Source organism: Tessaracoccus flavus (assembly GCF_001997295.1).
GTDB lineage: Bacteria > Actinomycetota > Actinomycetes > Propionibacteriales > Propionibacteriaceae > Arachnia > Arachnia flava.
The window spans coordinates 65048-91553 of sequence record NZ_CP019605.1 but is presented as its reverse complement, the minus strand read 5'-3'; the positions used below and the strand labels follow the sequence as shown (position 1 = coordinate 91553).

27 protein-coding genes are annotated in these 26506 nt (G+C 68.6%); 13 read left to right on the top strand and 14 right to left on the bottom strand.

Going from position 1 to position 26506, the window contains the following annotated elements:
* Nucleotides 1-2: 2 nt before the first annotated feature.
* The 4 genes from RPIT_RS00475 to RPIT_RS15170 are packed head-to-tail and all read right to left on the bottom strand — an operon-like array spanning nt 3 to nt 3064.
* Nucleotides 3-599, bottom strand: coding sequence for a hypothetical protein (locus RPIT_RS00475; protein WP_077339451.1), 597 nt, complete (start codon nt 597-599; stop codon nt 3-5).
* Nucleotides 583-2232: a glycosyltransferase gene (locus tag RPIT_RS00470; RefSeq protein WP_077339449.1), complete on the bottom strand. Its 1650-nt coding sequence runs from the start codon at nt 2230-2232 to the stop codon at nt 583-585. The genes RPIT_RS00475 and RPIT_RS00470 overlap by 17 nt, the downstream gene beginning before the upstream one ends.
* Nucleotides 2187-2672, bottom strand: coding sequence for a glycosyltransferase family A protein (locus RPIT_RS15175; protein ID WP_162274452.1), 486 nt, complete (start codon nt 2670-2672; stop codon nt 2187-2189). The genes RPIT_RS00470 and RPIT_RS15175 overlap by 46 nt, the downstream gene beginning before the upstream one ends.
* Nucleotides 2669-3064 carry a hypothetical protein gene (locus RPIT_RS15170; RefSeq protein ID WP_093664882.1) on the bottom strand — a complete coding sequence of 132 codons (396 nt, stop codon included), beginning with the start codon at nt 3062-3064 and terminating at the stop codon, nt 2669-2671. Before RPIT_RS15170 ends, RPIT_RS15175 begins: the two co-directional genes overlap by 4 nt.
* Nucleotides 3065-3125: 61 nt before the next feature.
* Between RPIT_RS15170 and RPIT_RS00460 the strand changes: the two genes are divergently transcribed.
* The 6 genes from RPIT_RS00460 (at nt 3126) to RPIT_RS00435 (ending at nt 9631) form a co-directional block, all read left to right on the top strand.
* Complete coding sequence (locus tag RPIT_RS00460) at nt 3126-3548, top strand: hypothetical protein (protein WP_143028230.1); 423 nt, start codon at nt 3126-3128, stop codon at nt 3546-3548.
* A gap of 96 nt (nt 3549-3644) precedes the next feature.
* Complete coding sequence (gene argG / locus RPIT_RS00455; RefSeq protein WP_218121588.1) at nt 3645-5075, top strand: argininosuccinate synthase; 1431 nt, start codon at nt 3645-3647, stop codon at nt 5073-5075.
* 75 nt (nt 5076-5150) lie between these two features.
* Nucleotides 5151-5861 (top strand): type 1 glutamine amidotransferase domain-containing protein, encoded by a 711-nt coding sequence (locus tag RPIT_RS00450; RefSeq protein WP_077339441.1) that lies wholly within the window; start codon nt 5151-5153, stop codon nt 5859-5861.
* Between the two features lie 541 nt (nt 5862-6402).
* Nucleotides 6403-6936, top strand: coding sequence for a WhiB family transcriptional regulator (locus RPIT_RS00445; RefSeq protein WP_077339439.1), 534 nt, complete (start codon nt 6403-6405; stop codon nt 6934-6936).
* 64 nt (nt 6937-7000) lie between these two features.
* The gene (locus RPIT_RS00440) at nt 7001-7960 is read left to right on the top strand and encodes a TIGR03885 family FMN-dependent LLM class oxidoreductase (protein WP_077339437.1); all 960 of its coding nucleotides are present in this window, start codon (nt 7001-7003) and stop codon (nt 7958-7960) included.
* 9 nt (nt 7961-7969) lie between these two features.
* Nucleotides 7970-9631: an alpha-amylase family protein gene (locus RPIT_RS00435; RefSeq protein ID WP_077339435.1), complete on the top strand. Its 1662-nt coding sequence runs from the start codon at nt 7970-7972 to the stop codon at nt 9629-9631.
* Between the two features lie 356 nt (nt 9632-9987).
* Here the strand turns inward: RPIT_RS00435 and RPIT_RS00430 are convergent, their stop codons facing one another.
* The 3 genes from RPIT_RS00430 to serS form a co-directional block, all read right to left on the bottom strand.
* Nucleotides 9988-10530, bottom strand: a complete 543-nt coding sequence (locus RPIT_RS00430) for a type 1 glutamine amidotransferase domain-containing protein (RefSeq protein ID WP_077339433.1) — start codon at nt 10528-10530, stop codon at nt 9988-9990.
* Between the two features lie 65 nt (nt 10531-10595).
* The gene (locus tag RPIT_RS00425) at nt 10596-11396 is read right to left on the bottom strand and encodes an HAD family hydrolase (protein WP_077339420.1); all 801 of its coding nucleotides are present in this window, start codon (nt 11394-11396) and stop codon (nt 10596-10598) included.
* A 49-nt stretch (nt 11397-11445) separates the two neighbouring features.
* A complete protein-coding gene (gene serS, locus RPIT_RS00420) occupies nt 11446-12714 on the bottom strand; it encodes a serine--tRNA ligase (RefSeq protein WP_077339418.1) in 1269 nt (422 codons plus the stop codon).
* Nucleotides 12715-12897: 183 nt separating this feature from the next.
* Here serS and RPIT_RS00415 point away from each other — a divergent pair, with 183 nt between their 5' ends.
* Together RPIT_RS00415 and RPIT_RS00410 are read left to right on the top strand one after the other, a co-directional pair.
* On the top strand, nt 12898-14091 hold the full coding sequence (locus RPIT_RS00415; protein WP_218121587.1) for an MFS transporter: 1194 nt from the start codon (nt 12898-12900) through the stop codon (nt 14089-14091).
* 27 nt (nt 14092-14118) lie between these two features.
* Entirely contained in the window at nt 14119-15732 is a 1614-nt protein-coding gene (locus RPIT_RS00410; RefSeq protein WP_077339416.1) for a bifunctional phosphatase PAP2/diacylglycerol kinase family protein, read from the top strand.
* On the opposite strand, the gene pheA is transcribed toward RPIT_RS00410, so the two are convergent.
* Nucleotides 15669-16571, bottom strand: a complete 903-nt coding sequence (gene pheA / locus RPIT_RS00405; RefSeq protein ID WP_077339414.1) for a prephenate dehydratase — start codon at nt 16569-16571, stop codon at nt 15669-15671. The genes RPIT_RS00410 and pheA overlap by 64 nt on opposite strands.
* Before the next feature lie 199 nt (nt 16572-16770).
* Here pheA and RPIT_RS00400 point away from each other — a divergent pair, with 199 nt between their 5' ends.
* A complete protein-coding gene (locus RPIT_RS00400; RefSeq protein ID WP_162274451.1) occupies nt 16771-17061 on the top strand; it encodes a WXG100 family type VII secretion target in 291 nt (96 codons plus the stop codon).
* On the top strand, nt 17058-17336 hold the full coding sequence (locus tag RPIT_RS00395) for a hypothetical protein (RefSeq protein ID WP_077339410.1): 279 nt from the start codon (nt 17058-17060) through the stop codon (nt 17334-17336). Before RPIT_RS00400 ends, RPIT_RS00395 begins: the two co-directional genes overlap by 4 nt.
* A gap of 19 nt (nt 17337-17355) precedes the next feature.
* On the opposite strand, the gene RPIT_RS00390 is transcribed toward RPIT_RS00395, so the two are convergent.
* A complete protein-coding gene (locus RPIT_RS00390; protein WP_077339408.1) occupies nt 17356-18531 on the bottom strand; it encodes an alpha-amylase family protein in 1176 nt (391 codons plus the stop codon).
* 53 nt (nt 18532-18584) lie between these two features.
* Here RPIT_RS00390 and RPIT_RS00385 point away from each other — a divergent pair, with 53 nt between their 5' ends.
* Nucleotides 18585-19235, top strand: coding sequence for a TetR/AcrR family transcriptional regulator (locus tag RPIT_RS00385; RefSeq protein WP_218121586.1), 651 nt, complete (start codon nt 18585-18587; stop codon nt 19233-19235).
* A 12-nt stretch (nt 19236-19247) separates the two neighbouring features.
* Here RPIT_RS00385 and RPIT_RS00380 read toward each other — a convergent pair whose 3' ends face one another.
* The 3 genes from RPIT_RS00380 to aat are packed head-to-tail and all read right to left on the bottom strand — an operon-like array spanning nt 19248 to nt 21678.
* On the bottom strand, nt 19248-20048 hold the full coding sequence (locus RPIT_RS00380) for a DUF1206 domain-containing protein (protein WP_077339404.1): 801 nt from the start codon (nt 20046-20048) through the stop codon (nt 19248-19250).
* 38 nt (nt 20049-20086) lie between these two features.
* A complete protein-coding gene (locus RPIT_RS00375; protein WP_077339402.1) occupies nt 20087-20950 on the bottom strand; it encodes an Fpg/Nei family DNA glycosylase in 864 nt (287 codons plus the stop codon).
* A complete protein-coding gene (gene aat, locus RPIT_RS00370) occupies nt 20950-21678 on the bottom strand; it encodes a leucyl/phenylalanyl-tRNA--protein transferase (RefSeq protein WP_077339400.1) in 729 nt (242 codons plus the stop codon). Before aat ends, RPIT_RS00375 begins: the two co-directional genes overlap by 1 nt.
* A gap of 121 nt (nt 21679-21799) precedes the next feature.
* Between aat and RPIT_RS00365 the strand changes: the two genes are divergently transcribed.
* Nucleotides 21800-22492 (top strand): EcsC family protein, encoded by a 693-nt coding sequence (locus RPIT_RS00365; RefSeq protein WP_077339398.1) that lies wholly within the window; start codon nt 21800-21802, stop codon nt 22490-22492.
* A gap of 22 nt (nt 22493-22514) precedes the next feature.
* Here RPIT_RS00365 and alr read toward each other — a convergent pair whose 3' ends face one another.
* Entirely contained in the window at nt 22515-23630 is a 1116-nt protein-coding gene (alr, locus tag RPIT_RS00360; protein ID WP_077339396.1) for an alanine racemase, read from the bottom strand.
* 425 nt (nt 23631-24055) lie between these two features.
* Here alr and RPIT_RS00355 point away from each other — a divergent pair, with 425 nt between their 5' ends.
* Nucleotides 24056-24763 carry a DUF4282 domain-containing protein gene (locus tag RPIT_RS00355; RefSeq protein ID WP_077339394.1) on the top strand — a complete coding sequence of 236 codons (708 nt, stop codon included), beginning with the start codon at nt 24056-24058 and terminating at the stop codon, nt 24761-24763.
* Nucleotides 24764-24977: 214 nt separating this feature from the next.
* On the opposite strand, the gene RPIT_RS00350 is transcribed toward RPIT_RS00355, so the two are convergent.
* Nucleotides 24978-26501: a dihydrolipoamide acetyltransferase family protein gene (locus RPIT_RS00350; protein WP_077339392.1), complete on the bottom strand. Its 1524-nt coding sequence runs from the start codon at nt 26499-26501 to the stop codon at nt 24978-24980.
* Nucleotides 26502-26506: the final 5 nt, after the last annotated feature.

Here is a 26506-nt window from a genome sequence, read left to right as displayed (position 1 = left end):
GATCAGGCGAGGCTCAGCCCGGCGCGGTGGAGGAGCCTACTGAGGGGCTCCGGCACCGCCACAGGCAGGTGCAGCTCGCGCACGTCCAGGTCGCCTGCCAGCAGGCACCCGATCGCCAGCGCGACGTCCAGTTCCCTCGCCTCGGTCTCAGCCAACATGAACGCGTTGCTGGGGAGCCACACCGACTGCGCAGTGCGCAGTGCGCCCGAGGCCTCATCGCTGCGGAGAAGGTTGACCGTCATTCCGCCCGGCGGCGGCTCCGATGAGTGGTCGGTTCGCCAGGCGAGACGAAGTGGCCGTCTCCCCGGCGGGCCGGTGCGCGGCGTCAGATCCACCGGTCCCGGCTGGACGGAGCAGACCGCGTGCAGCGCGGCGATAGCCTCCGCCAAAGCCGGCGACACCGGCGAGGGGAGTTGGAGCGGCCCGCTCGCCCAGGGTCGGAACAGCAGGTAGGCGGCCAACGCCAACCGGTCCGGGTGGACGGACCGCGGGGCGTAGTCCATGCGGAACGTATTGACGCCGGGACTGCCGTCATACTCCTGCGGTGTCGCCACCACCAGGTACTCGTCGAGCACCCCCTCCTCAACCGAGATCAGCATGTCGTCGCTCCTCCCCTGCCACAGCCCGGTACCACGCGTCCCGCAACGCCGGGAGCGTGCTGGCGTTCGACACTATGGCCTCACCCGGCCGGGCCAGCCATTCGCCCCACCAGTGGGGCGGCCGGGCCGGGTCGGCGACCGTCCCCGACTCGATGATCACGGTGGGGTGCCCGTCGAGAGTGATCCGGGCATACCCACCCTCGTCCCCGCGGTGGGCCATCGCGACGTCACCGGGGCGCTCCCCCACCGCCTCCCGGAGGACCCGCTCGGCCTCGGCGTCCTGCAGCGAGTGCAGGATCTGGGGGTCGAAGCTGTAGCGGCCAGTCCCCACAGGGGCCGCGAAGAGGTACGACGAGGAGGCCTCAGGACCCAGTTCGACCAGCTGATCCCAGGTCGGGGCGTCCAGCACGAAACCCTCCCGGACGCCGTCAGACCTCTCGATGGTGATGCTGGGCACCGCGTCGATGCCGTTCAGTTCCATCCGACGCAACCGGACGCGGCGGACGAGGTGATCGGGTAGGTACGCGGCCACCAGCTCATCCACGCGGCCCGTCTCGAGGAGCTTCACCCTCGGCTCCCCCGCCGAGGCCTCGCGCGTCGCGTCGAGCTGGTGGAGGGACGCGGTGAACGTGAGCCTGTTGTAGGCGGCGGATGCCGACCCCAGTTGATTGGTGTTGTCGGAGACCGTCACCTGATGCTCGTGCATGCGCCGGAGCACCACCGCTCTGCCGCAGGAGGCCCACCGCACGCCCGCTCGCAGGAGTCTGAGGGCGAGGTCGTTGTCGACCCCGCTGGTGAGGTTCTCGTCGTAGCGGACCCTCGCCATCCACTCCCGCGGAATAAGCCAGGTGCTGTGCCCCGGGGCACCTCCGGCGAGGGCTGCGGTCAGGACCGTCATCTCCTTGACCGACGTGAGCACCATCTCGCCCGTCGCGTCGTTGAAGTTCACGAAGCTGCCGAACACGGCGGTGAGCGAGTCCTCGACCGCCGCCAGCTGGCATTCGAGCCGCCAGGGCAGCATGAGGTCATCGTCGTCGAGGACGGCGATGAACTGGCCGCGCGCCTCGTCGGTGCCCCGGTTGCGGGCCGCGGCGATGCCCGCGTTGTCCTGGCGCACGTACCGGACCCGCGGGTCGGCGATGGAGGACACGTAGTCGGCGGTGTCGTCGGTGGATCCGTCGTCGACGACGACGATCTCGAAGTCCTGCATGGTCTGGATGAGGACGGAGTTGATCGTGTCTTGCAGCATGCGGCGCCTGTTGAAGGTGGACACGACGACGCTGACCAGCGGCGCCGCACCCCGCAGCGGGTGCCGCCACTGCATGGAGTTACGCACGAAGGTCCGGTCGTTTCTGACGATGTCCTTGTTGCGCCGGATCTGCCGGGTGGCCTCAGCCGACAGCGCGTGCGCCGCCGAGGTGAGCGGATGCCACATGTGGAACAGGTGGAAGGCGTCGTCGTGGGGCCAGCAGACCCGGGCACCGGCTCGACGCACCCGCTGCGCGAAGTCGTTGTCCTCCCCGCCGTAGATGACGAACCGCTCGTCCCAGCCGCGCACCCTCTCGACGATCTGCCGCGAGACCGCCGTCAGTCCCATCCCCCACCGGGGCCGCAGGGTCGCGACGCGACGCATCTCCTCCCAGTCGAAGCCCCTGTCCGCGACCGCCGCGTCCCCCCAGTCGGCAGGAAGGTCGAGGCAGCTGTACTGGATGCGAGGTTGGGGTCTGCCCCGATGATCTCGGCCGTGCGCTGCAGACAGTCGGGCGGCACGACCATGTCGGCGTCGGCGGCGACCAGCACGCGCCCCCTGGCTACGGCCATCCCGGCGTTCAGCGCCCTCGATCGGGACCACACGCCGTCGGTCTCCGTGCGCACGTAGACGGCGCCGCGGGACTCGAGGTAGGAGCGGAAGTGATCGAGTTCCTCACCCTCGAACTCAGACCCGTAGTCGGAGACGATCACCTCCCCCGGAATACCGCCCAGCGAGGCCCGTGCCGACTCGACGGCCAGCCCGATCCGACGCAGCCCCCAGTCCTTGAACGGGATGACGTACGACAGCTCGAGGTCGCTCACGAGGCCACCACCCAGCGCGCGGTGGTGGAGGTGGCCAGCGGACGGCCGTGAGCCAGGTCGGGCAGGATCGTTGCCATGACCCCCGCGCAGACGTCGGCGCCGCTGGCGACCGCCGTCGGCCAGGACACCAGGTCGACCGACAACCCCGCGATGGCGCGGCTGAACTTCACGGTGATCAGTGTGACCCCCGGCGGACCCGCGGGGAGGTAGACGAAATGGGCGTTGAGCTGCTCCGAGAAGGGCATATCGACGGGGATCACCTTCTCGTGGATGACCTGTGGCTGCGGATCGACCAGCACCAGCATCGAGCGATCCTCCACGGGAGCGGTCATCGCGAACGCCAATTCGATCGGTTCGCCGCTGTCGGCCTCGACCTCAATCCGCCATGTCATCGAGTTCCCCACTTCTCTCGCCCAGCCAGTCACAGTACCGAGGATCGCTAGCATGTGGCGCATGAATCGCACGCGCCTCGCCTATTCCGCAGTCACCGTCGTCGGGGCGATCGCCGCCCTCGCCGCGGCGGGGCTGGCGATCGGCGGATTGGGGAACTGGGCGCTGGCCTGCCTCGCCGTCGCCGTCCTTGGATTACAGGCCGCGGGCCACCTGCGCAACCGGATGCGGATCGCCAGTGACCGGAAGGCGCTGCTCGCCGCCCTCAACCGCATCGGCCGGGTCGAGCGCATGGTGAGCGAAATGGTCGATCGCGCCGCGCCTCCGGCCGACTGGGGGCAGCAGCTCGAGGCGACGGAGCTCAGGTCGCGCACCGAACTGGCGGCGATCCGCTCGACGTTGACGTCGCTCAGCGCATCGTTCGCCGACGTTCAACGAGCGGCGATCGAGGCTCGGGCGGTCGCCAACCAGCAGCGCCTCTCGTAGCCGGGGGTACGACCCGCTAGCACGCAGCCGACTAGCCGTCGCGTCGCGTCTTGTGACTCTGAGCAGCGGACGGACACCCATCCGCCACGCGTTAGAGTGACCGGCGTGTCTAAAGTTCTGACTTCTCTCCCTGTCGGCGAGCGCGTCGGCATCGCATTCTCCGGTGGCCTCGACACCTCGGTGGCCGTCGCCTGGATGCGCGAGCTGGGCGCAGTGCCGTGCACCTACACCGCCAACATCGGCCAGTACGACGAGCCGGATATCGACTCAGTCCCGGGCCGCGCCCTCCAGTACGGGGCCGAGCTCTCGCGCATGGTGGACTGCCGTTCCCAGCTGGTCGAGGAGGGGCTGTCGGCACTCGCCTGCGGCGCGTTCCACATCCGGTCGGCCGGCAAGGCCTACTTCAACACCACCCCCATCGGTCGAGCGGTCACCGGCACGCTCCTGGTCCGGGCGATGGTCGAGGACGACGTCTTCATCTGGGGCGACGGGTCCACGTACAAGGGCAACGACATCGAGCGCTTCTACCGCTACGGGCTCATGGCCAACCCGATGCTTCGGATCTACAAGCCGTGGCTCGACGAGGAGTTCGTGCATCAGCTCGGCGGTCGCGACGAGATGAGCCAGTGGCTCCTCGAGCGCGATCTGCCCTACCGGGACTCCAAGGAGAAGGCGTACTCAACCGACGCCAACATCTGGGGCGCCACCCACGAGGCGAAGACCCTCGAAGATCTCGACGTGTCCCTGGAGACGGTCCAGCCGATCATGGGCGTCAAGTACTGGGATCCGTCCGTTGCCATCGAGACCGAAGACGTCTCGGTACGCTTCGAGCTCGGTCGCCCCGTCGCGATCAACGGCACCCGGTTCGACGATCCCGTGGCGCTCGTCATGGAAGCCAACGCCGTCGGCGGACGCCACGGTCTCGGTATGAGCGACCAGATCGAGAACCGCATCATCGAGGCCAAGTCCCGCGGCATCTACGAGGCGCCCGGCATGGCGCTGCTGTGGATCGCCTACGAGCGGCTCCTCACCGCAATCCACAACGAGGACACCCTGGCCAACTACCGCACCGAGGGACTTCGGCTCGGGCGGCTGCTCTACGAAGGCCGCTGGCTGGATCCGCAGTCGCTGATGCTGCGCGAGTCGATCCAGCGCTGGGTCGCCTCGGCGGTCACCGGCGAGGTGGACATCCGCCTTCGTCGCGGCGACGACTACACCATCCTCGACACGCGCGGCCCGCACCTCAGCTACCAGCCGCACAAGCTGTCGATGGAGCGTGTGGAGGACGCAGCGTTCGGGCCGACCGACAGGATCGGGCAGCTCACCATGCGCAACCTCGACATCGCCGACTCGCGCGAGAAGCTGGAGCTCTACGCGGCCCAGGGCACCCTGCTGGCTGAGCACCAGGACCTCATCGGTCGTCTCGAGGCAGGCGGCGCCGCGGCGATCGCCGAGCTCGGGGCGACCGGCCCGTCCGAGGTGGACGACGCCGTCGCCAGTTCCTCGTTCGACACCGGCACGGACTGACGATTCCCCCCCAGCGGGGGTTCCGTCCGCGCGGCGGGGATGGCAGAGTGGAAGCACCGAACCACGGAGGCACCCATGTCGAAGACCACCCCCGCCCGCGTGCTCATCGTGACGACCAGCACGCCGTCCTACGAGAGGGCCGGGTACCGCACCGGCCTCTGGCTGGGTGAGCTGACCCACTTCTGGGACGTCCTTGAGAAGGACGGCCACCACCTCACGATCGCCAGCGTCGACGGCGGTCAGGTGCCGATCGACCCGGAGAGCCTCAGCGCCCCCGTGCTTGCCATGGGGGGCACGAAGAAGCGCTATGAGGACACCGGCTTCATGTCGATACTCGACGACACGGCCTCCCTCGACGATGTGGCCAGCGATGGCTGGGACGCCGTCTACCTCACCGGCGGTCACGGCACGATGTTCGACTTCCCGTACAACCCCGTGCTGGCCGATCTCCTCGTCACCACCTACGAGGCGGGCGGCATCGTAGCGGCGGTCTGCCACGGACCTGCTGGCTTCGTCGGGGCCACAGGATCCGACGGCAACCCACTCATCGCCGGGAAGAAGGTGACCGGCTTCTCGTGGCCGGAAGAGAAGCTGGCGGGGCGGGACAAAGTCGTCCCGTTCCGCCTCGACCACGCCCTCAAGGAAGAGGGCGCGACGTACACCAAGGCGCTGCGCCCCATGGCCGAGAAGGTCGTGCGCGACGGCACCCTCGTCACCGGACAGAACCCGACCAGTGCCGAGGGCGTCGGCAAGGCCGTCGCGAAGCTGCTCGCCAAATCCCGCTGAGCTACGTACAAGACCTGGTCGTGGTGAGCCTCTCGAATCGGGGGTTCGTTCCTCGCCCCCCCTGAAAGGGTCACTTTGGTGACATGTACGACCACAATGGTCGTACATGTCGCTGAACTGCACCTTTCGGGACGTGAGCCGTCCCTCACCCACGGCGCCGGCACGGCCAGAGCCCCGAGTAGGGAGCGAGGAACGGCCGTACCCAACGTCTCCCTGAGTAGGGAGCGAGGAACGGCCGCCGTACCCAACGTCTCCCTGAGTAGGGAGCGAGGAACGAGCGACCGTATCGAAGGGCTACGCTCGATTTCCCGCTGACCAGGGAGGGCGCCGCGGTATCCAGCCCTTTGATACGCCTTCGCTCGTCCCTGGTGAACGCTGCTCAGGGAAACGGTCTTAAGTACCGATACTCAGAGCTGCTTTCGCTGCGTACCCATTCAAAACTGGTAGATCGCCCCACGTCTGAGTGGCTCGGACCCATGCTTTCCTTGACAGTCTGGGGCTACTCATTTTGGACTCAAGATTTTGTCGAGAGGGATACGCGATGACCGCCGCCACACCGTGCGTTGTCTCCCCCAATGTCTTCCTGCATCCCCTGCTCGACGACGCTCCCCCGACAAACCGGGGAGAGCGCCGCGAGCAGGCGATGTTGCGAACCCAGGCGGCGAAGATGTGCGCGGCCTGTCCTCGACGGGGGCAATGCCTGACCGAGGCGGTCACGAAGTTCGACGTGGCGGGTTTCGTCGGGGGAACGACAAAGCGGCAACGCGCCGAGATCCGGGCCCGGCTCGGGGTGTCTGTGTCCCCGGAGGACCTGGACGGCTTCGCCGGGGTGAACTCGGGTCGGCAATTCAACAAGCACGAGATTCACCGCCTACGCGCCGCCAACCCCGACCAGCCGCTGAGCGTCATCGCCGCCAAGATCGGCTGCTCGGTCTCCACGGTCAAGCGCCACCTCAGACGGATCGAGGAGGAGGGCGGTCTCCACACAGCACCTGCCGCTGAGCCCCCCTCGATCGACGCAGTCCTCGCGGCGGCCGACGCCGTCTGCGGATCTCGTACGGATTCGGCGGCCTGACCCACTCGCTGCCGCGTCACCGACGGCCCTTGAATTCTCTGCGGTGACCGGGTGAGGTGGAGCCATGACGCGCATCGGTTTCCACGCCTCCCACGAGCAGATCGCCCCCGGCCAACTCCTCTCCGACGTCCAGCACGCTGAGCGCATGGGCTTCGACATGGCAATGTGCTCGGATCACTTCGCGCCCTGGTCCGAGCGGCAGGGGCATTCGGGTTACGCCTGGGCCTGGCTCGGCGCGGCCCTCGCCACCACCGGTCTCGAGTTCGGCTGCGTCTCCGCTCCCGGCCAGCGCTACCACCCTGCCGTCGCGGCCCAGAAGATCGCGACGCTGGCGGCCATGTTCCCTGGTCGGTTCTGGACCGCATTGGGCAGCGGAGAGGCGATGAACGAATCCATCACCGGGGAACGCTGGCCCGCAAAGCACGAGCGGGTGGCTCGGCTCGAGGAATGCGTCGACATCATCCGCCGCCTCCTCGCCGGTGAAGAGGTGAGTCATCAGGGGCTCGTCACCGTCGACCGGGCGCGGGTCTGGGACCGCCCCGACGAACAGCCACTTCTCATCACTCCCGCGGTGTCGCCGGAGTCTGCCGAACGGTCCGCCAGATGGGCCGACGGCCTCATCACGGTGAACCAGGACCCGGACACCCTCCGCGAGGTCATCGCAAGCTACCGCGGCGCCGGCGGACGCGGGCGCGTGGCGCTGCAACTGCACCTGTCCTGGGCGCCGACGCTCGAGGAGGCTGAAGCGATCGCCTTCGAGCAGTGGCGCAGCAACGTCTTCGGGGCTCCCCTCAGCTGGGACATCGATTCGGTCACCGGGTTCGACGCGGCAGCAGAGCACGTGACGATGGAATCGGTCCAACGGTCGGTGCGTATCTCGGAGCGACCGGAGCAGCACCTGGAGTGGATCCGGGAATACGCCGAGATGGGCTTCGACGACGTGTATCTGCACTTCGTCGGCCAGGAGCAGGGGGCGTTCCTCGACACCTTCGGTTCGGACGTGCTGCCGAAGTGCGATTGGTAGGGTCGAACGATGCGCATCACCGACACGAGCGACCTCTGGTGGAAGAGCGCGGTCATCTACTGCCTCTCCATCGACACCTTCCTTGACACCGACGGCGACGGTTCCGGCGACCTCGCGGGCCTGGCCCACCGCATCGACTACCTGGCCCAGCTCGGCGTCAACTGCCTGTGGCTGCAGCCGTTCTACCCGAGCCCCGGGCGCGACGACGGGTACGACGTCAAGGATTTCTACGGGGTCGACGACCGGCTGGGCAACCACGGTCAGCTCGTCGAAGTCATCCGCACCGCTCACGACCGCGGCATGCGGGTCATCACCGACCTCATCGTCAACCACACCTCCGACCAGCACCCGTGGTTCGTCGCCTCGCGCAGGAGCACCTCCAACCCCTACCGCGACTTCTACGTCTGGCGTTCCACCGACCCCGGCGACACGTCGGACGAGACCGTCTTCCCCGGAGAGGAGGACGGGATCTGGACCAAGGACGACCGCACCGGCGAGTGGTACCTGCACCACTTCTACTCCCACCAGCCCGACCTCAACCTCGCCAACCCCAAGGTCATGGACGAGTTGCTTCGCATCGTCGGGTTCTGGCTCCAGCTGGGGGTCGACGGGTTCCGGGTCGACGCCGTCCCGTTCCTGTTGCAGAACGACGACAACACCGGCACCAGCACGATGCCCGTCGATCCCCATCAGGTGATCAAGCAGATGCGATCGTTCCTGCAGCGACGCAAGGGCCACGCCATGCTCCTGGGCGAGGTCAATGTGCCGTTTGAGGAACAGCTCAAGTACTTCGGCGGCGACGTCGGCGACGAACTGCACATGATGTTCGACTTCATCTCCATGCAGGCCACCTATCTCGCCCTGGCGCGGCAGGATCCGGCCCCACTCGTCGAGGCGATCCAGTCCAGGCCGGAGATCCACCCGACCTGCCAGTGGGCCACCTTCCTGCGCAACCACGACGAGCTGACACTCGACAAACTGAGCGAGGAGGAGCGCCAGGAGGTCTTCGACGCCTTCGGCCCCGAGCCGGAGATGCAGGTGTACAACCGTGGTCTCAAGAGGCGCCTGCCACCCATGCTGGGCGGCGAACCACGGCGCATCCGGATGGCTTACAGCCTGATGTTCTCCCTGCCGGGCACCCCCGCCATCTACTACGGCGAAGAGATCGGGATGGGCGAGGACCTCGAGGCGCACGGACGGATGTCGGTGCGCGCCCCCATGCAGTGGAGCTCCGGCAAGAACGGAGGTTTCTCCACGGCGCCGCCGTCGAAGCTGATCCAGCGCATGGTCCCAGACGGCTACGGCCCCGACCACGTCAATCACGCCGACCAGGAGCACGATCCCGAGTCGCTGTGGAACTTCATGCGGATGCTCATCGGCATGCGGCGTCGTCGCCCGGAGATCGGCTGGGGAGAGTTCTCGGTCATCGACGTCGACGCCACGTCGGTCATGGCCCACCGCGTCGTGCTCCCCGAGTCCGCGATCGTGGCGGTCCACAACTTCTCCCCCGACCCGGTCACGGTGTCGCTGACCAAGGAGATCGCGCCGGAGGACGTCATCACGGACCTCCTCGACGGCGAACGTGTGGTCGAGCACGACGGCTCGCTCGAGGTGAATCTTGAGGGCTACGGCTTCCGCTGGTTCCGGATGAGCGCAGACTCCCAGGACTGACCGACGAGCGGAACCTGTTAGCAGTGCCAGACAACGTCCCTGACGCCAACGGTTCTACGGGGACGCCAATGGCTCCCCCGCAACGCCAACGGTGTCACCAATACGCCAACGGTCACGCCCATTCGCCCCCGGAACTCATCGACGCCCCCGAGATATCAGGGGCGTCGATGAGTCTCGCGGGCGATACCGGGTGAAGGTTGGCGTTCAGTTCGGCCCGTTGGCGTTGCGCGCTGCCCGTTGGCGTTCGGTTTTCCCTGGTGGCTGACGGGCGGTCCAGTTCCGTCCGTGTATCGCCGTGCCGACGGAACGACGACCATCCGTACGCCGGGCGCTCATCGCGCAGGCTCAGGATCGGGCTAGGCCTCGGCGAACGCCTTGACGATGCCCTCGTTGAACGCGGGGAGGTCGTCGGGGTTGCGGCTGGTCAGGAGGTTGCCGTCGCTGACGAACTCCTCGTCGACCCAGTCCGCGCCCGCATTCTTGAGGTCCGTGGAGATCGCTCCGGTGGACGTCATCCTGCGGCCGCGCACCGCGTCGATCTCGACCAGCACCCACGCGCCGTGGCAGATGGGCGCAACCGGCTTGCCCGCCTCCATGAACGCCCGGACGAAGGCCTGGGCCTTCTCCGACTGGCGCACCTCATCCGCGTTGAGGGTGCCTCCCGGCAGCACGAGGGCGTCGAAGTCGTCGGGATCGGCGTCGTCGAGGGTGAGGTCCACCGGGAAGTCGTCCCCGCGGTCCCAGTCGCCCTTGAGCGCCGTGATCGTGCCCGGCTTGTCGCTGATGAGGACCGGCTGTCCGCCCGCTTCCTGCACAGCCTGCCAGGGCTCTGTCAGCTCGGGCTGCTCCACGCCCCGTACCGAGATGAACGCGATTTTCTTACCGTCAAGTGTGCTCATCCCTCATGCCTACCCGATCAGATAGCCGAAGGACACCCCCTTACGGGGGTTGTTCACCGCGGAGGTCAGCTCGCCTCGGCGAGCGCCGGAAACCAACGCTCCAGTTCGTCGACGGTGCCGAGGTCGGTGAAGAAGCCGGTGACGTCGTCTGCCACCGCCTGGACCTCGTCTGGAGCGTCCCCCATCGCGACGCCCCGCCCAGCCCAGGCGAGCATCTCAATGTCGTTGCGACCGTCGCCGATCGCGAGGACGTCGGAGGGGTCGATGCCGAGCTCGCTGCAAACGATGCCCAGTCCGTGCGCCTTGTCGACTCCCATGGGTGCGATGTCGAGCCACGCCGACCACCCCACGAAGTAGCTGACCTCATGCAACCCCAGGTCCTCCACCATTGCGGCGAAAGCCTCCTCGGTGGTCTCCGGGTCGCGGACGATCACGCGCGAGACGGGGCGGGCCGCCAACTCCTCGATCGACTCGATCTTCACCCGTCCGAGCAGCTCGCCTTCGGGGAAGTGCCGTGACGCGCGCCAGTGCAGACCGTCACCGACGGCGATCAGGGCGTTCGGGGCCAACGCGGACACGCGACGGATGGTCTCCGCGGGGTCGAAGCGCGTCTCGTGGACGATGGTGAGCGGCGGGTTCGTCACCACCATTGCGCCGTTACTGGACACCGCCCAGCCCGACGGCAGGTCGAGCTCGTCGAAGACCGGTTCGGTGCCAAGCCACGAGCGGCCGGTGGCGAGCACGACGGGGACGCCCGCGTCGACGACGCGGCGCACCGCCCGACGGATGGGCGCCGGCATGACGCCGTCCATGTCGACGAGGGTGCCATCGATGTCGAGGGCCACGAGTTTCGGTGTGAATGTCATATCGATCTCCTTGGCCGCGTGCGGTGCTGTCACACGCGGCGGCGGTTGGTTAAGGCTCAAGCCTCTCCCGACCGCCCAGGTAGGGCCGCAGCGCCTCCGGCACGTGGATGGAGCCATCGGCCTGCTGGTGGTTCTCGAGAAGCATGATGATGATGCGGGTCATGGCACACAGCGTGCCGTTGAGCGTCGCGACGGGGCGTACGCCGTCGTCGAAACGAGCCCGAATACCGAGGCGGCGTGCCTGGAACTCGGTGCAGTTCGAGGTGGAGGTCACCTCTCGGTACCGCTGTTGCGTGGGAAGCCAGGCGTAGCAGTCGTACTTGCGGGCGGCGGAGAGCCCGAGGTCTCCCGAGGCCACGTCCAGCACCTGGAACGGCACTTCGAGCGCGGTCAGGAACTCCTTCTCGAAGCCGAGCAGCTTCTGGTGCCAGTCCTCGGCATCGGCTGGGTCGCAGTGGACGAACATCTCCACCTTGTCGAACCAGTGGACGCGGAAAATGCCGCGGGTGTCCTTGCCGTAGGAGCCCGCCTCGCGCCGGAAGCACGGGCTGTACGCGACGTACTGCCGGGGCAGCGTTCCCGCGTCGAGGATCTCGCCGGCGTGGTAGGCGGCGAGCGCGACCTCGGAGGTGCCGACGAGGTAGAGGTCGTCGGCCTCCAGGTGGTAGACGTCCTGGGCAGCCTGCCCGAGGAACCCGGTGCCCTCCATCGCGGACGGTTTGACGAGCGCCGGGGGGATCATGGGCGTGAAGCCCCACTCCGTGGCCTTCGCCATCGCCAGGTTGAGCAGGGCGATCTCCAGCTGAGCGCCGACGCCGGTGAGCACGTAGAACCGCGAGCCCGAGATCTTCGTCCCGCGCTCCATGTCGATGGCGCCGAGCTTCTCGCCGAGCTCAAGGTGGTCCCTGGGCTCGAAGCCCTCTGCGGCGAAATCGCGCGGCGTCCCGATCGTCTCGATGACGACGCCGTCGTCCTCGCCGCCCTCCGGCACGCCGTCGAGGACGAGGTTGCCGAGTTGCTTCATGAGGTCGTCGAACTTCGCCTCGGCCTCGACCGTGGCGCCCTGGGTGGTCTTCACGTCTGCGGCGAGCTGCTTGGTCCTCGAGAGCAGTTCCTGCTTCTCCTCGCCCTGGGCGCGGGCCACCTGCTTGCCGAGCGACTTCTGCTCGGCGCGCAACTGCTCGGACGTGAGGATGGAGGCGCGGCGGGCCTCGTCGGCTGCGATCAGCTCGTCGACGAGCTCGACCGAGGCCCCGCGGGCGGCCTGGGAGCGTCGGATGCGATCGGGGTCGCTGCGCAGCCACTTCGGATCAATCATGGTCCCACCTTACCGACGCCCGCTCCCCTCCCCCGCACCGACGGCGTGCGCGAGGGCCGGGAGAGTTGAGCAAGTGAGATGGGTCAACCACGCGACACGCCGGGGTAACAGCGTTACGGATTCGACGACCCATCTCATTTGCTCAACTCAGCCCCCACGACCGGACCAGCGTAGGGTTGGTGGGTGAAAACGAGGGAGCCGATCTCGGCGGAGATCTGGGTGTTGATCGCGGCGGCGATGATCATCGCGCTCGGGTTCGGCTTCGTCGCCCCGATCCTCCCGCAGTTCGCGGCGTCCTTCGACGTCGGGGTGATGGCCGCCTCGGCGATCGTCTCGGTGTTCGCGTTCATCCGCCTGATCTTCGCCCCGGCCGGCGGCGCGCTGGTCAACAAGTTCGGCGAACGCAACATCTACGTCCTCGGGCTCAGCATCAACGCCATCTCGACGGCGCTGTGTGGCCTCGCTCCCGACTACTGGACCCTCATCGTCTTTCGTGGGTTCGGCGGCCTCGGATCGGTGATGTTCACCGTCTCGTCGATGGCCCTGCTCGTGAAGCTCTCCCCACCGTCGCAGCGGGGCCACACGGCCTCGCTGTACGGCACCGCGTTCCTGCTGGGGAGCATCGCCGGCCCGATCCTCGGCTCGGCCCTTTCCGGGCTCGGGCTGCGGGCCCCGTTCTTCATCTACTCCGGGGCTGTGTTCATCGCGATCGCGATCGTGCTGATCTTCCTGCGGGACGCCGCGGGGGGACGCCCGACGTCGACGGATACCCGTGAGCGCATGTCGCTGGCAGAGGCCATGGGCATGCCCTACTACCGCGCCCTGCTCATCACCGCCTTCGCCCACGGCTGGGCCAACTTCGGCGTGCGCATCGCCCTCCTGCCGCTCATGGCAGCCTCAGTGCCCGCCATCGGTGCCGCCTGGGCGGGCATCGCGCTGACCCTCTTCGCCGCCGGTAGCGCCATCGCCCAGCAGGTCACCGGCAGGCTCGTCGACCGCTACGGGCGGCGCCCCTTCCTCGTCCTGGGGCTGGCCGTCTCCGCGCTCGCCACCGCGTTCTTCGGGTGGGGTGAGAATCTGTTCTGGTTCCTCGGCCTCTCGGCGCTGGCCGGCGTCGGCGCGGCGCTCCTGGGGCCCGCTTCGCAGGCGCTGCTGGGGGACCTCATCGGCACCGAACGAAACGGCGGCCAGGCGCTGTCCACCTATTCGATGGCACTCGACCTCGGGTCGATCGCCGGGACGATGCTCGCCGGCCTCATCGCCGACGTTCTCGGCTTCGGCTGGGCCTTCGCCGCCACCGGCCTCGTCCTCGCGGCGGCTGTCCTGCCCTGGCTGTTCGTCCGACGTCCACCCCGCACGCGCCTGCGTCCGGCCTGACCCCGGCCCCCGTGCCACAATCACGCCATGGTCAGGCGCTCTGAGTTCACCATCGTGGCCGCCGCACTCAGCGGGGCAGCGCTCCTGACCTGGACGCTCACCGCCCCGGTGGACCTCGACCCGCTCTGGAGGTGGACGGCCCCGCGCAGGGGTTGGGAGAGCGTGGCCGCCCACACGATGGCAACACTCACCTTCCCACCCTTCCTCTACGCGATGGCTCTCCTGATCGCACTGTGGGCGTCGCGGCGTCGGCTCAGCGCGCTGGCCGGTGCGACCGTGTTGGCCGTCACGCTGGCGGCGTCGCTGGCGCAGCTTTTCGCTTACTTCATCGCCGCCGCACCCGTCTCAGCACCCTGGCGCGCCCTGGCTGCTGACGCCTACCCCTCCCCGCGGGTCACGGCCGCGGTCACCCTGGGCATGACGGTGGTCACCATCGTCGTCGCAACCCGACGACGCGGCGGTCTCGTTGCCGCCTGGACGGCCGCCTCCACGCTCCTTGTCGCGGCCGTCGCCGCCAACGGCCTCTACCTGTCCGCCAGCCGCCCCACGGGGGTGATCGGGGCCGTGCTGCTGGGCGCCTTCGCCTGGTCGCTGGCTGGGCTGCTCGCCGACGTGCACCTCCTGCGTCCGCTCACCCCCGGCTCCGGCGCGGGGCGCGCCGCCGTCATCTACAACCCCACCAAGGTGCGCGACCTCGGCCTCCTGCGCCGCACGGTCGACGGGACCCTCGCCGACGAGGGATGGCGCCCTGCGCTCTGGTTGGAGACGCGCGCCGACGACCCGGGCCCGGGCATGGCCGAGGCCGCGCGGGGCGCGGGCGTCGATCTGGTACTGGTGGCCGGGGGCGACGGCACAGTCCGCAGCGTCTGTGGCGCCCTCGTCGGCGCCGACGCCACCGTCGGCCTGCTGCCCCTGGGCACCGGGAACCTGCTGGCCCGCAACCTGGGCATCCCGCTCGACCTTCAGCGCGCACTGGAGCTCGCTCTCACAGGCGTCCCCGGCCCGCTGGACCTTGTCCGGGTCACCGATCTCGACGACGGCAGCCAGTCCTTCGCCGCCGTCATGGCGGGGCTGGGTGCCGACGCTGCCGTGCTGCAGGATGCCGACGAGAATTTGAAGAACCAGCTCGGACCGGTGGCTTACCTGGTGGCGGGACTCTCGCACATCCGGGCCACCCCCGTGCCCGTACGGGTCACAGTCGACGACTCCGAACCCATCGAGCGCGATGCCTCCCTCGTGGAGGTGGGCAATGTGGGCGATCTCCAGGCCGGGGTGTCCCTGATGCCGCACGCAAGCGCCAGCGACGGGCTGCTCGACCTCCTCATCGCCTCTCCCAGGCATGTCGCCGACGTCGCGCAGATGATGGCCGGCGTGCTGACGCACTCCACCTACGAGCCGCTCCTCGACCGGGTCCGTGGTCACCGCGCGGTGGTGGAGGCCGCACGGCCGGTCCTGTTCCAGATCGACGGGGACGTGGTCGGCGAGGTGCTGCGTGTCCAGTTCGACGTGGTGCCGGGCGCAGTCCGTGTCGTGGTCCCACCGCGAGCTGCAGGCGCGGGTGGGGGCACTGCGGTGGCTCAGCCCCCGAGGCTCGCGACCCACTCCGCGGCAGCGTCGAACTCCTCGTCGGTGGAGCCGTAGCCGACAGCCGGCCTGCGCCCGTCCGCCCGGGGGTAGGAGCCGAGGAAGTGCACGCGCGGGCACACGCGGTGGAGTCCCTCGAGCGCCTCGGCGACACGCTTGTCGTCCAGGTGCCCCTCCACGTCGATGGAGAAGCAGTAGCTGCCCAGCGTCGTCTTCGTCGGCCGAGACTCGATGCGGCTCAGGTTGACGCCACGCACGGCAAACTGCTCGAGGATCTCGAGCAGGGCACCCGCGTGGTCCTCGCGCATGTACGCCACAAGCGTCGTCTTGTCCGCGCCGGTGCGCTCCGGGACCGACCCGGCCAGCCCCACCTCGACGAACCTGGTGACGGCCCCCGGGTTGTCCTCGATCTGATAGGCCAGCTCCGTCAGGCCGTAGAGCTGGCCGGCGACCCTCGCGCACACTGCGGCGTCGTACCGGGACTCGGGGCGCGCAACCTCGGCCGCAGCGCCGGCGGTCGAGCCGGCCTCCGTGACGGTCGCCTGCGGCACCATCAACGCCAACCAGTCGCGGCACTGGGCCGCGGCGTGACCGTGGGTGAGCACCTCACGCACCTCGTGCAACTGCGTGCCCGGACGCACGTAGAGGCCGAACTCGACGGCGATCACGATTTCACGACGGATGGCCAGCGGTTCGCCCGCAATCAGCTCGTCCAGCGTGGCCGACACGCCTCCCTCGACCGAGTTCTCGATGGGCACGACGGCACCGAGCAGTTGGCCCTCGCGTACTGCCTCCAACGCCTCGCGGACGCTGGCGAACGCCACCGCGTCCTCGGCCGAGATGGTGCGCAGCGCCTGGTGAGTGAAGGTCCCCGCGGGGCCGAAGTATCCGAGCACGGCTCTACATTAGGCCACCTGCGTGACCCGGCCCGTCCGCAGTCGGCGGGATGGAAGGACGGACGTCGGTTCTATTGGTGCGTGGACGACGCTGATATTTGACCCCATCGGCGCATAGTGTCGATGGTGCAGTCGGCATGGGGGGTGACGTTGCGCTACTGAGCCGGGGGGCTCACCGTCGACGATGAGGGAGCAGATCATGAGCGAACCCGCGGGCAACCGCGAAACGATGCAGCGCGCGGCCCAGCGCGTCGAATCCCGCCACCAGCAGATCCACGCCCTTCAGACCAGACTGCAGGGGCAGATGGCGGAGCTGGATTCCCGCTGGCACGGGCGGGCGGCATCCGCGTTCCAGGGCGATTACCGCCGCTTCGACACCGAGTTCGAGCGGGTGAAACAGGGCCTCGACCTCATCCATTCCTCGCTCGTGGAGTCCCTCCGCGAACAGGGTGGACGCAGCGCCACCCCCATCGTCGGGCCGGGTCGATGAACGTCGACATCAGCCACGGACGTCCGGGTCAGCCGGTGCGGCGCGCGTCCATCCCGACCGACGACGGCCTCGCGGAAGGCCTGGCCCGCCTCACCGCCGCTCAGGATGCGCTCGCCTCGCTGCTGGCCGACCTCCAGTCGGAGCTGAACGGCACCTCGGCCCTCTGGGGAGAGCGCGCCCGTCAGGCCTACGTGGAGGCGCAGCGCTCCTGGGAAGCGTCGACGGCGCGGCAGCGGCAGATCGTCGCGGACATACCCGCTCACGCCAGGGCCTGAGGGGGCGTGATCGGGTTCGCTAGACGACGAGGTGCTCGCCCGAGCCCTCGATGGTGACGCCCCCACCGACGAGGTCGATGTGGACATCCAGCGTGTTCCCGCTGCCCGTCACCCGGTAGGAGATGGCTTCGTTGGCGCGTCTGGTCACCTCGACATCGGCCGTCGCGAGCCAGGGGTTGCGACGGCGCAGCGCGATCGCCGCCTGGTAGTGGTGGAGCATGCCGGCACCGAGCGCCGAGAGGTCGGCGGGAGACGCAGGCAGGGGTGGCCGCACGTCGTCGTCGCCGCCGAGCCGGTCGGTCTTCAGCCCCGTAAACCCCTGCTCGTCGCCGTAGTACACCGACGGCGCGCCGGGGAGGGTGGTGAGCAGGTACGGGGTGATCGGCAGCTGGTGGGGCTCGACGAGGCTCGCCATCCGGCTGACGTCGTGGTTGCCGGTGAACGTGTTGGGAATGAACTCCGCGCTGAACGCGGCGTGCCGCTCGATGGCGTGGGCCAGCTCCCAGCCGTTGCGGTCCACCAGCGAGCTCCAGATCGCCTTCCACAGCTCGTACTGGGTCACCGAGTCGAAGGTGGAATCCCGCGCGATGACCGCGTAGTCCCCGTGGATCACCTCGCCGAGGAAGATCGCGGACGGGAACTCCGCGCGGACCCGACCAAGGACGTCGCGCCAGAAGTCCGCGGGCACCGCGTAGGCGACGTCGAGACGCCATCCCGCCACGCCCCGGCGCAGCCAGTGCGCCATGATGTCGGCCACCATCGCGCGCACTTCCGGGTGATCGTGGTTGAGCTCGACGAGGTCAGAATGGCCCTCCCACCCCTTCGGCTGATCACCCTGCCAGCGGATCATGTCCGGCCGGGCCGCGACCAGAGGATGTTCGCGGGCGACGTGGTTGAAGACTCCGTCGAGCACCACGTGGAGACCACGGCTAGCCGCCGCAGCGACCAGAGCGTCGAAGTCCTCCGTGTCCCCCAGCCGCGGGTCGATGCGGTAGTGGTCGAGAGTTTCGTACCCATGGGCCACCGAGGCGAAGACGGGGTTGAGGAGCAGGCCGTTGCACCCCAATTCGACGGCGTAGTCCAGCCACGCCTCCAATCGGCGCAGGCGCGGCTCGGGCGCACCGTGCTCCCCGCGAATCGGGGCGCCGAGGGCACCCAGGGGGTAGACGTGCCACCAGACGGCGTGCTCAAGCATGCGATCTCCTTAGTGAGTTGGAGTCAATAACTTTTACTGACTCTAGTTCAGTAATGGCTTTTCGGCAACTGGCCCGCTACTGTGCAGCCATGGCCCGCACCGACCGAACCCCACGAACCCGGATGGCCGCGGACGCTCGGCGCGATGACATCCTCGCGGGCGCCGCAGCCGCCTTCCGGGCGAGACCGTACGCCGACGTCCGCGTTGCCGACGTGGCGGAAGGGGTCGGCGCCTCGCCCGCACTGGTCTACCGGTACTTCACGTCGAAGGCGGGACTCTACGCGGCGGTGGTCCAGGCGGCCGACGATGCGCTTGCCTCTCAGCAGCGCTCCGCCGTCGCGTCGCTGCCCACAGGCTCCCCACCACGGGACAAGGTGCGGGCGCTACTCGAGGCGTACCTCGACCACGTCGCGGCCGATCCGACGTCCTGGACCAACCCGTTCCTCGCCGGCGATGAGCCGCCCGAGGCCCTGGCCGTTCGCGAGGAGGGCAGGTTGCGCCACGTGGCGGACCTGCGTGCATCCCTGGGGCTCACCCCCGACGCCTGGGCGCGGCACGAGATGTCGCTGCACGGTTATCTCGGATTCGTCGACCAGGCCTGCCTCCGCTGGGCCAACTCCGAATGCTCGCCTGACCTGCGGTGGGCAGTGATCGAGGCGTCACTCGGGGCGCTCGAGGGGGCGCTCGGCGACTGGCGGGTCTAGAAGGGCGGGGCCCTAGGCGGGCTTCGCCTTCCTCGCGCGGGCCAGGCAGAAGAGCCCGTAGGTGATCAGCCCGACGGCGATCCCGAACAGCACGACCCGCCCGAACGGCAACTGGGTGAAGGACTTCAGGGCGCCGTCCAGGCCACCGGTCTGCGACGGGTCACTCGTCCACACTGCGACGACGAACAGCACCCCGACGGCAGCCACGGCCAACCCCTTGGCCACGTAGCCTGCGATCCCGAGCGGGACGAACCACTTCTGGGATTTGGGCGACACGTCGACGTGCCGCATGAAGCGCTGACGCACTCCGCTGACGATCATCCCCACCCCGATCGCGACGATGGCGAGGCCGACGATGACCAGCAAGATCGAGCCCCAGCCGGTGGCCATGAGGCGAGCGCTGAGTGATTCGGTGGTGCCCTCTCCGCTGGAGGTGCCACCCGTGGCGTAGGTCAGTGCCACGACACCGACGGCGAAGTAGGTGACCATCCTCCCCAGGTCCTTGAGCCCCTGCCACAGGTCGTCCCGGAGCTGTCCGATGGCGGTAGCCAGGGTGTAGAGGCCGAGCCCGACCATCGACACGCCCACGACCCAGAGCGAGATCTCACCCAGCGGCGTCGATTCAATGGCGCGCATCGCTCCGCCCTGATCAGCCTCACCGGCAGCACCGCGTGCGATGCTGATCGCGATCAACCCGATCACCGCGTGCACGATGCCGTTGGCGACGTGCCCGGCGGCCGCCACCCACGAAGCTGCCGGGTGATCCTCAACGTCTTTGGCCGCGTCCTCGACCTTGCCCATCGCGTCTGACATGACGACATCGTAGGCCCACCCTGTCGGCCGCAGAGCCGCTACTTCAACAACTTGGAAAGCCGACGGTCAGCCAAGGGCTTTCCTCCGGTCTGGCACCCCGGGCAGTACTGGAGCGACGAATCGACGAACGACACCTCCGCGATCGTCGTCCCGCACTCGTCACACTGCTCGCCGGTCCGGCCGTGGACCCGCATGCTGGCCCGCTTCGCGTCCTTGAGTTCCTCGATGGGGTGGCCGCTCGCCGCAACGACGGCGTCGCCCAGGACCTGGCGGATGTGCCGGTACAGCTCGTCCACGCCCTCCTTTTCCAGGGAGTTGGCCGGCTTGAACGGGCTCAGCCTGGCTGCGTGCAGGATCTCGTCGGAGTACGCATTGCCGATTCCTGCCAGAGTCTTCTGATCGCGCAGGACGCCCTTGAGTTGCGCTCGGCCCGCGTCGGCCAGGATGCGGCCGAGGTCGTCTGCCGTGAAGCCTTCCGCCAGCGGGTCGGGACCCAGGGCCGCGATGCCCGGCACCTCGGCAGGGTCCTCGACGATGTAGACGGCCAGATGCTTCTGGGTGCCGGCTTCGGTGAGGCTGAATCCGGAGCCGTCGTCGAGGACAACGCGCAGGGCGAGCCCGGACTTCCCCGCCCGGGCTGGCACAGCGGGCACCTCGTCGTGCCACTTGACCCAACCGGCCCGGGCGAGATGGAAGATGAGGTGGATCCCCTGCGCCTCGATGTCGAGAAACTTGCCGTGTCTGGTGACACTCCCGATCTCGAGTCCGGCGAGGGCCTCCAGGCCGATGCGGTAGGTCTTGAGCGCCGAGAACGACACGAGGTGGCCAGCGGCGATCACCCGGCCCCGCAGCTTCTCTTCGAGCGCCTGTGCGAGCGCTGCTACTTCTGGGAGTTCGGGCATTACGCCTCCTCGGGACGTGGTGGTGGATGACTGTTCGGGGGTCCCACCCGCCGGCCTGGGACCGTGAGGGCGCCCGGCCACGGCGATTGCGGGAGGCCGAGCGCTACGTTGAGACGGCTCAGGTAGACGCGCCGCGGCACCTCGTAGGCGCCCAACGAGCCAAGGTGATCCGTCAGCCACTGCACGTCGACGAGGATCACCCCCGCGGCGGTGAGCTCCTCGACGAGCCTCATCAGCGCCACCTTCGAGGCGTCTCGACCAAGCTCGGGGTCGTGGAACATGGACTCGCCGGCGAAGAGTCCTCCGACGTGAACCCCGTAGAGGCCTCCGACGAGGCGTCCGTCGCGGTCCCAGGTCTCGACCGAATGGGCCCAGCCGGTGGCGTGCAGCCGGGCGTACGCGGTGCGGATGCGGGTGTCGATCCAGCCGTGGGGACGGTCGGGGTCGGCACAGGCGGCGACGACGTCGTCGAAGGCCGCGTCAACCGTCGTGGTGTAGCGCTTCGCGGCTCGTCGCATCGACCTCGTGACGTGCAGCCCGTCCACGGGTAGGAGCCCGCGCTGCATCGGGGACCACCAGCCCATCTCGGAATCCCCGGCGTTGATCGGCATGGGGAACACTCCGCAGCGATACCCCTCCAGCGCCAGGGCAGCGCTGAACTCATCGGTGTACCCGATGAGGTCCTGGCTCGGCCACTCGGACGGCAGGCCGAAGGTCACGCCCAGCATTTGTCCAGTCTGACAGGACGCTCCGACGTTCGTGAGTGTTTACCCGGGGGATTCCAGGGTCGGTAAGGGTCGACTCGCTTGGAGCGGTGTGCGAACCTAGGGTCACTGGAAAGGGGCCAGCATGAGTGAGCAGAATGTCATCGCCGTGGCCGAGGGGCTGACGGCCAACGTCTTCCACGAGATCCTCGACATCGCCATCGAGGGCAAGGGGAAACTGCCGGGCGCGAAGCATGCCGCCAAGCAGTTGCTCACCCAGCGCAACGATCCGGAGGCCGCGATATCGCGGATGGTCGCCCAGCACATCGCGATGGCCGGCGGCCAGGGATTCGCGACGAACTGGGGCGGGTTCCTGCTCTCCCTCGTCACCATCCCCGCCAACCTGGCTGCCGCGACGTTCGTCCAGGCGCGGCTGGTGGCGGGCATCGCGCATCTGCGCGGCTACGAGCTGTCCGACCCCCGTGTCCGCACGGCGATCCTCATGGTGATGCTCGGCCCCAGCGCCAACGCCGATCTCGTCAGCCGTGGCGTGCTGCCGTCGTCGCCCCTCGTGGTGGCCACCGCCCCCGTCTTCGATGCGCGGCTGGACGGCCAGGTCTCCCGGGCGCTGTTCGATCGGGCCATGAACCAGATGAGCGGAAAGCGCATGGGGGTGTGGGCTGCCAAGCGGATCCCGCTGGTCGGCGGCGGAGTCGGCGCGGCCGTCGACGGCTGGTCGACCTCCACCATCGCCCGCCACGCCATGGCCGAGTTCCCCAGCCGACGTCCCCGGTTGTCGCAGGGCAGCGTCGAGATGGGCGACGCCCCGAACAGCTGACGGTGTCGCTCGGTCACGCCGGTCAGTAGACGCGCGGGACCCGGTCGGTGATGAGGCAGGTTACTTCGTAGGTGATGGTGCCCATCAGCTCCGCAATCTCCTCGACCCCGATGCGCTCCTTCCCGCTGGTACCCAGCAGGACCACCTCGTCGCCCACCCCGACCGTCGGCAGGTCAGGGCCCAGATCGATCATCGTCTGGTCCATGCACACGCGCCCGATCACGGGGTACGAATGCCCGTCCACCAGCATGCGGCCGCGCGACGACAACAGTCGGGAGTAGCCGTCCCCGTAGCCGACGGCGACAGTCGCCACCCAGGTGTCGACCGGCGCCGTCCACGTGCGTCCGTAGCCCACCGTCTGCCCCGCCTGGACCCGCTTCACGAAGGTGATGCGCGAGGTCCACCGCGCCACATCGCTCAGCGGGTGGTCGCGGGGGGTGTGCGGATCCGGATAAGAGCCGTAGATCATGATGCCGGGCCGCACCATCGTGGACCTGCCGAGGTCGTGACCCAGGACTGCGCCGGAGTTGGCGCAGTGTACGAGCGGGACTGTGCCCACGACTCTTTCGACGTCGGCGACCACATCGTCGAACAGGCGGAACTGGGCTCGGGTGAACTCACCCCCCTCCGGAACGTCGCTCACCGGAAGATGGGTGAAAATGCCGCCGACCCGCAGGTTGGGCGAGTCGGCCAGCTGGGCTCCCAGCAGGGCGGCGTCTCCGGGTTCGGCCCCAACGCGGCGCATGCCGGTGTCGATCTTGAGATGGACCTCGACGATGCGCCCCCGAGCGGCCGCCGCCAACTGCGCGGCGCGGATCGCGCCGGCGTCGCCGACCGAGAGGGTCAGCTCGGCCGTGATGGCGTCGTCGAGGTCGTCCGCGAGCGTCGGTGTGAACTTCAAGATGGGCAGCGTGATGCCTGCGGCGCGCAGCTCCTCGGCTTCGCTCGTCAGCGCGACCCCGAGCCAGTCGGCCGACCCGCGCTCCTGGATGGAGCGCGCCACCGGAACGAGACCGTGCCCGTAGGCGTTGGCCTTCACCGCAGCCAGCACCGACCGCCCGTTGGCGCGGTCGCGGGCCAGCGCCAGGTTGGCGTGGATCGCCTCGAGGTCGACACGGAGCTGCGTGGGAGTAGGCATGCGCCTAGTGTCTCAGGTGTTGCGCGCGCTGCCCGAGCTCAATGACGCCAACCGGCAGCCCCGACCGCCAACGGGACGCACCGACGCCAACGGGTACGCACCGACGCCAACCCGCAGCACCCAACGCCAACGAGAACTCACCCGACGCCAACCCGCAGCACCCAACGCCAACCGACATCCGGTCGTACCACCGAAACTCAAGGATGCCCGCGATATATCGCGGGCATCGGTGTGGATCGCCGGCGTCCTCGCTTGCCAGATGGCGTTTGCCGCTCCTCGTTGGCGTTGCAGTGTCCCTGTTGGCGCTGCAGCTTCCCTGTTGGCGTCCGGACCAGATGGCTTCAGGTCTGGGTCCGGATCCTCGTGGCCCAGGGGGCGCGCGCTGACAAAGCTCAGCGGTCGGGCCGCCGTGGCAGACTTTCGGCATGTCGAACCAACAGTGGAACAGCGGGTCGCACGAGTGGAGGCCCAGCTCGGACGACGCCCAACAGGCCCCCGGCTGGCCGCAGGCACCAGATCCCACTCGGGAGTGGGAACGGCAGCAGCCGCAGGCTGCTTCGCAGGAGTGGCAGCCCCAAGGCGAGGCGGACACCCACGAGTGGCGACCACAGACGACCGGGTCCGGCGATGTCCACGCATCCCAGGACTGGTACACCTCCGCTCCAGGGTGGCAGGGCCAGGGTGGAGCTCAACAACCTCAGGCCCATGGCTGGCAGGGACAACCACCCGGCCAGGACTGGCAGGCGCAGCAGGCTGGGCCGGCCTGGCAGCAGGGTGGCGGTCAGTGGCCGGCCCAGCAGTCCGAGTGGGCGCAGCAGGGCTGGGGTCAACCACCCGCCGCACCGCAGGCACGATCGACGGCGAAGGCCGAGGCCAGCGGCCTGTTCGACTTCAGCTTCAGGAAGTTGGCCCTGCCAGGATCGGCTGGGCTGATCTTCACCATCGGTGTCGCCGCCGTCGCTGCGGAATGGCTGTTTCGCGTCGTCGGCCTGCTGATGAGCGAGTTCGCCCCAGGCATGGCCGTGGTGGAGGCGCTTGTCGTCGGGCTGGCCGCTGCGGTGTTCAAGATCCTCGTCCTGCGCGTCCTCATCGAGATCGGTGTGGCGCTGATCAGCCGCAACACAGGTCCCTGAGCAGTGACGAGCGCTCTGCGCGAGGAACGTCCGTCGAAGGGTGGTCCCTGAGCAGGGCCAGCTCGCTCTGCGAGCAGCCCGTCCGTCGAAGGGTAACGGCCCCGCGCCCTCCCGCCGCCCCCGACCACAAGGGCGGCGACCACAGTGCCGGCCGTAACCCTTCGACAAGCTCAGGGACCACGGACGACAAGCTCAGGGACCACGGACGACAGGCTCAGTAGAGCAGCGCCAGGGCCGGCTCAGCTAGGATCGAGGCGACATCGTGCAGGAACCGCGACCCCTGCTCACCGTCGACGATCCGGTGGTCGAACGCGACCGCGAGCGTCGTCACCCAGCGGGGCACCACCTTCTCGTCAGCGCCCTCGCCCACCACCCACGGACGGCGCTCGATCGAGCCCATGCAGAAGATCGCCGACTCGTCGCCGTTGATGATCGGTGTGCCGGCGTCGATGCCGAAGACCCCGACGTTGGTGATGGTGAACGTCCCCTGCGAATAGTCGCCGGGCTGGAGCTTGCCCTCCCTTGACACCTGCACCAACTGGTTGATGGCCTGACAGAGCTGCAGCAGGCTGAGGCGCTGCGCCCCCTTGATGTTGGGCACCATGAGCCCGCGTGGCGTCGCCGCAGCGATGCCGAGGTTGATGTCGCCGTAGTAGACGATCTCTTGACGCTCCTCATCCCACGAGGTGTTGAGGTCGGGGTTGCGGGTGAGCGCCAGGCAGATGGCCTTGGCGTAGACGAGCAGCGGTGAGACGCGCAGCCCGGTGAATTCGCGACGCTGCTTGAGCGTCTCGACGAATTCCATCGTTCCCGTGACGTCGATCGTGATCCACTCGGTGACGTGGACGTGGGTGTTGACGGATTTCACCATGTTGTCGGCCGTCACCTTGCGCACGCCCTTGATCGGCACGCGCCGCTCCGCCCGGCCCTGGTTGGGGTCGAACCCGCCGAGGCCCTCCGTCGGACCGAAACCTCCGCCGAACGCCGACCCGCTGAACGACGTACCGGCGTGCGACTGCCCCCCGGGCGCGCCGGATGGACTCCCCTGGAACGACGCCTGGTCGTTGAGGATGCGCCCCTGCTTGGGCTCGTCGTCGAGCATGCGGAAGGCCGCCGCCGCCTCAACGTCGCGACGGGTCACCGTGCCGTCCGGCCCGGTGCCGACGACGGAGTTGAGGTCGACCCCCAGGTCCTTGGCGTACTTGCGCACCGGTGGCTTGGCGCGCGCATCGCCGGGGTCGGAGGCGAGCACCAACTGCGATTCCGAGGGAGCGCGACCCGGGGTCGGCAACGGATCGCCCGATGCCTGCGCGTGAACGGTGCCCGCCGGATGCACCTCGTCAGCGCGACGTCCCGGCTCGTGCTGCTCGTAGGCGGCAGACATGGCGTCGGAGACCGAGCCCCGATCGGGCTGGCCGCGGCGCCGTCGGCGGGCGGCCCCCGTGTCCGAGGCTCCGTAGCCGACGAGGTTGGGGCCCGCCGCCTCGTCGGGCGCGTCGGCGCCGTCGTCGATCTCGACGATCGGGGCACCCACCTCGACGGTGGTCCCCTCGGCCACGATCAACCGCGTGACGGTGCCGGCGAAGGGGGACGGGAGCTCGACGAGCGACTTGGCCGTCTCGATCTCGACCAGGACGTCGTTGACCTCGATCACGTCGCCCTCAGCGACCCGCCAGGCGACGATCTCGGCCTCGAGCAATCCTTCGCCCGGGTCCGGGAGCAGAAATTCGCGCTTCACAGGTG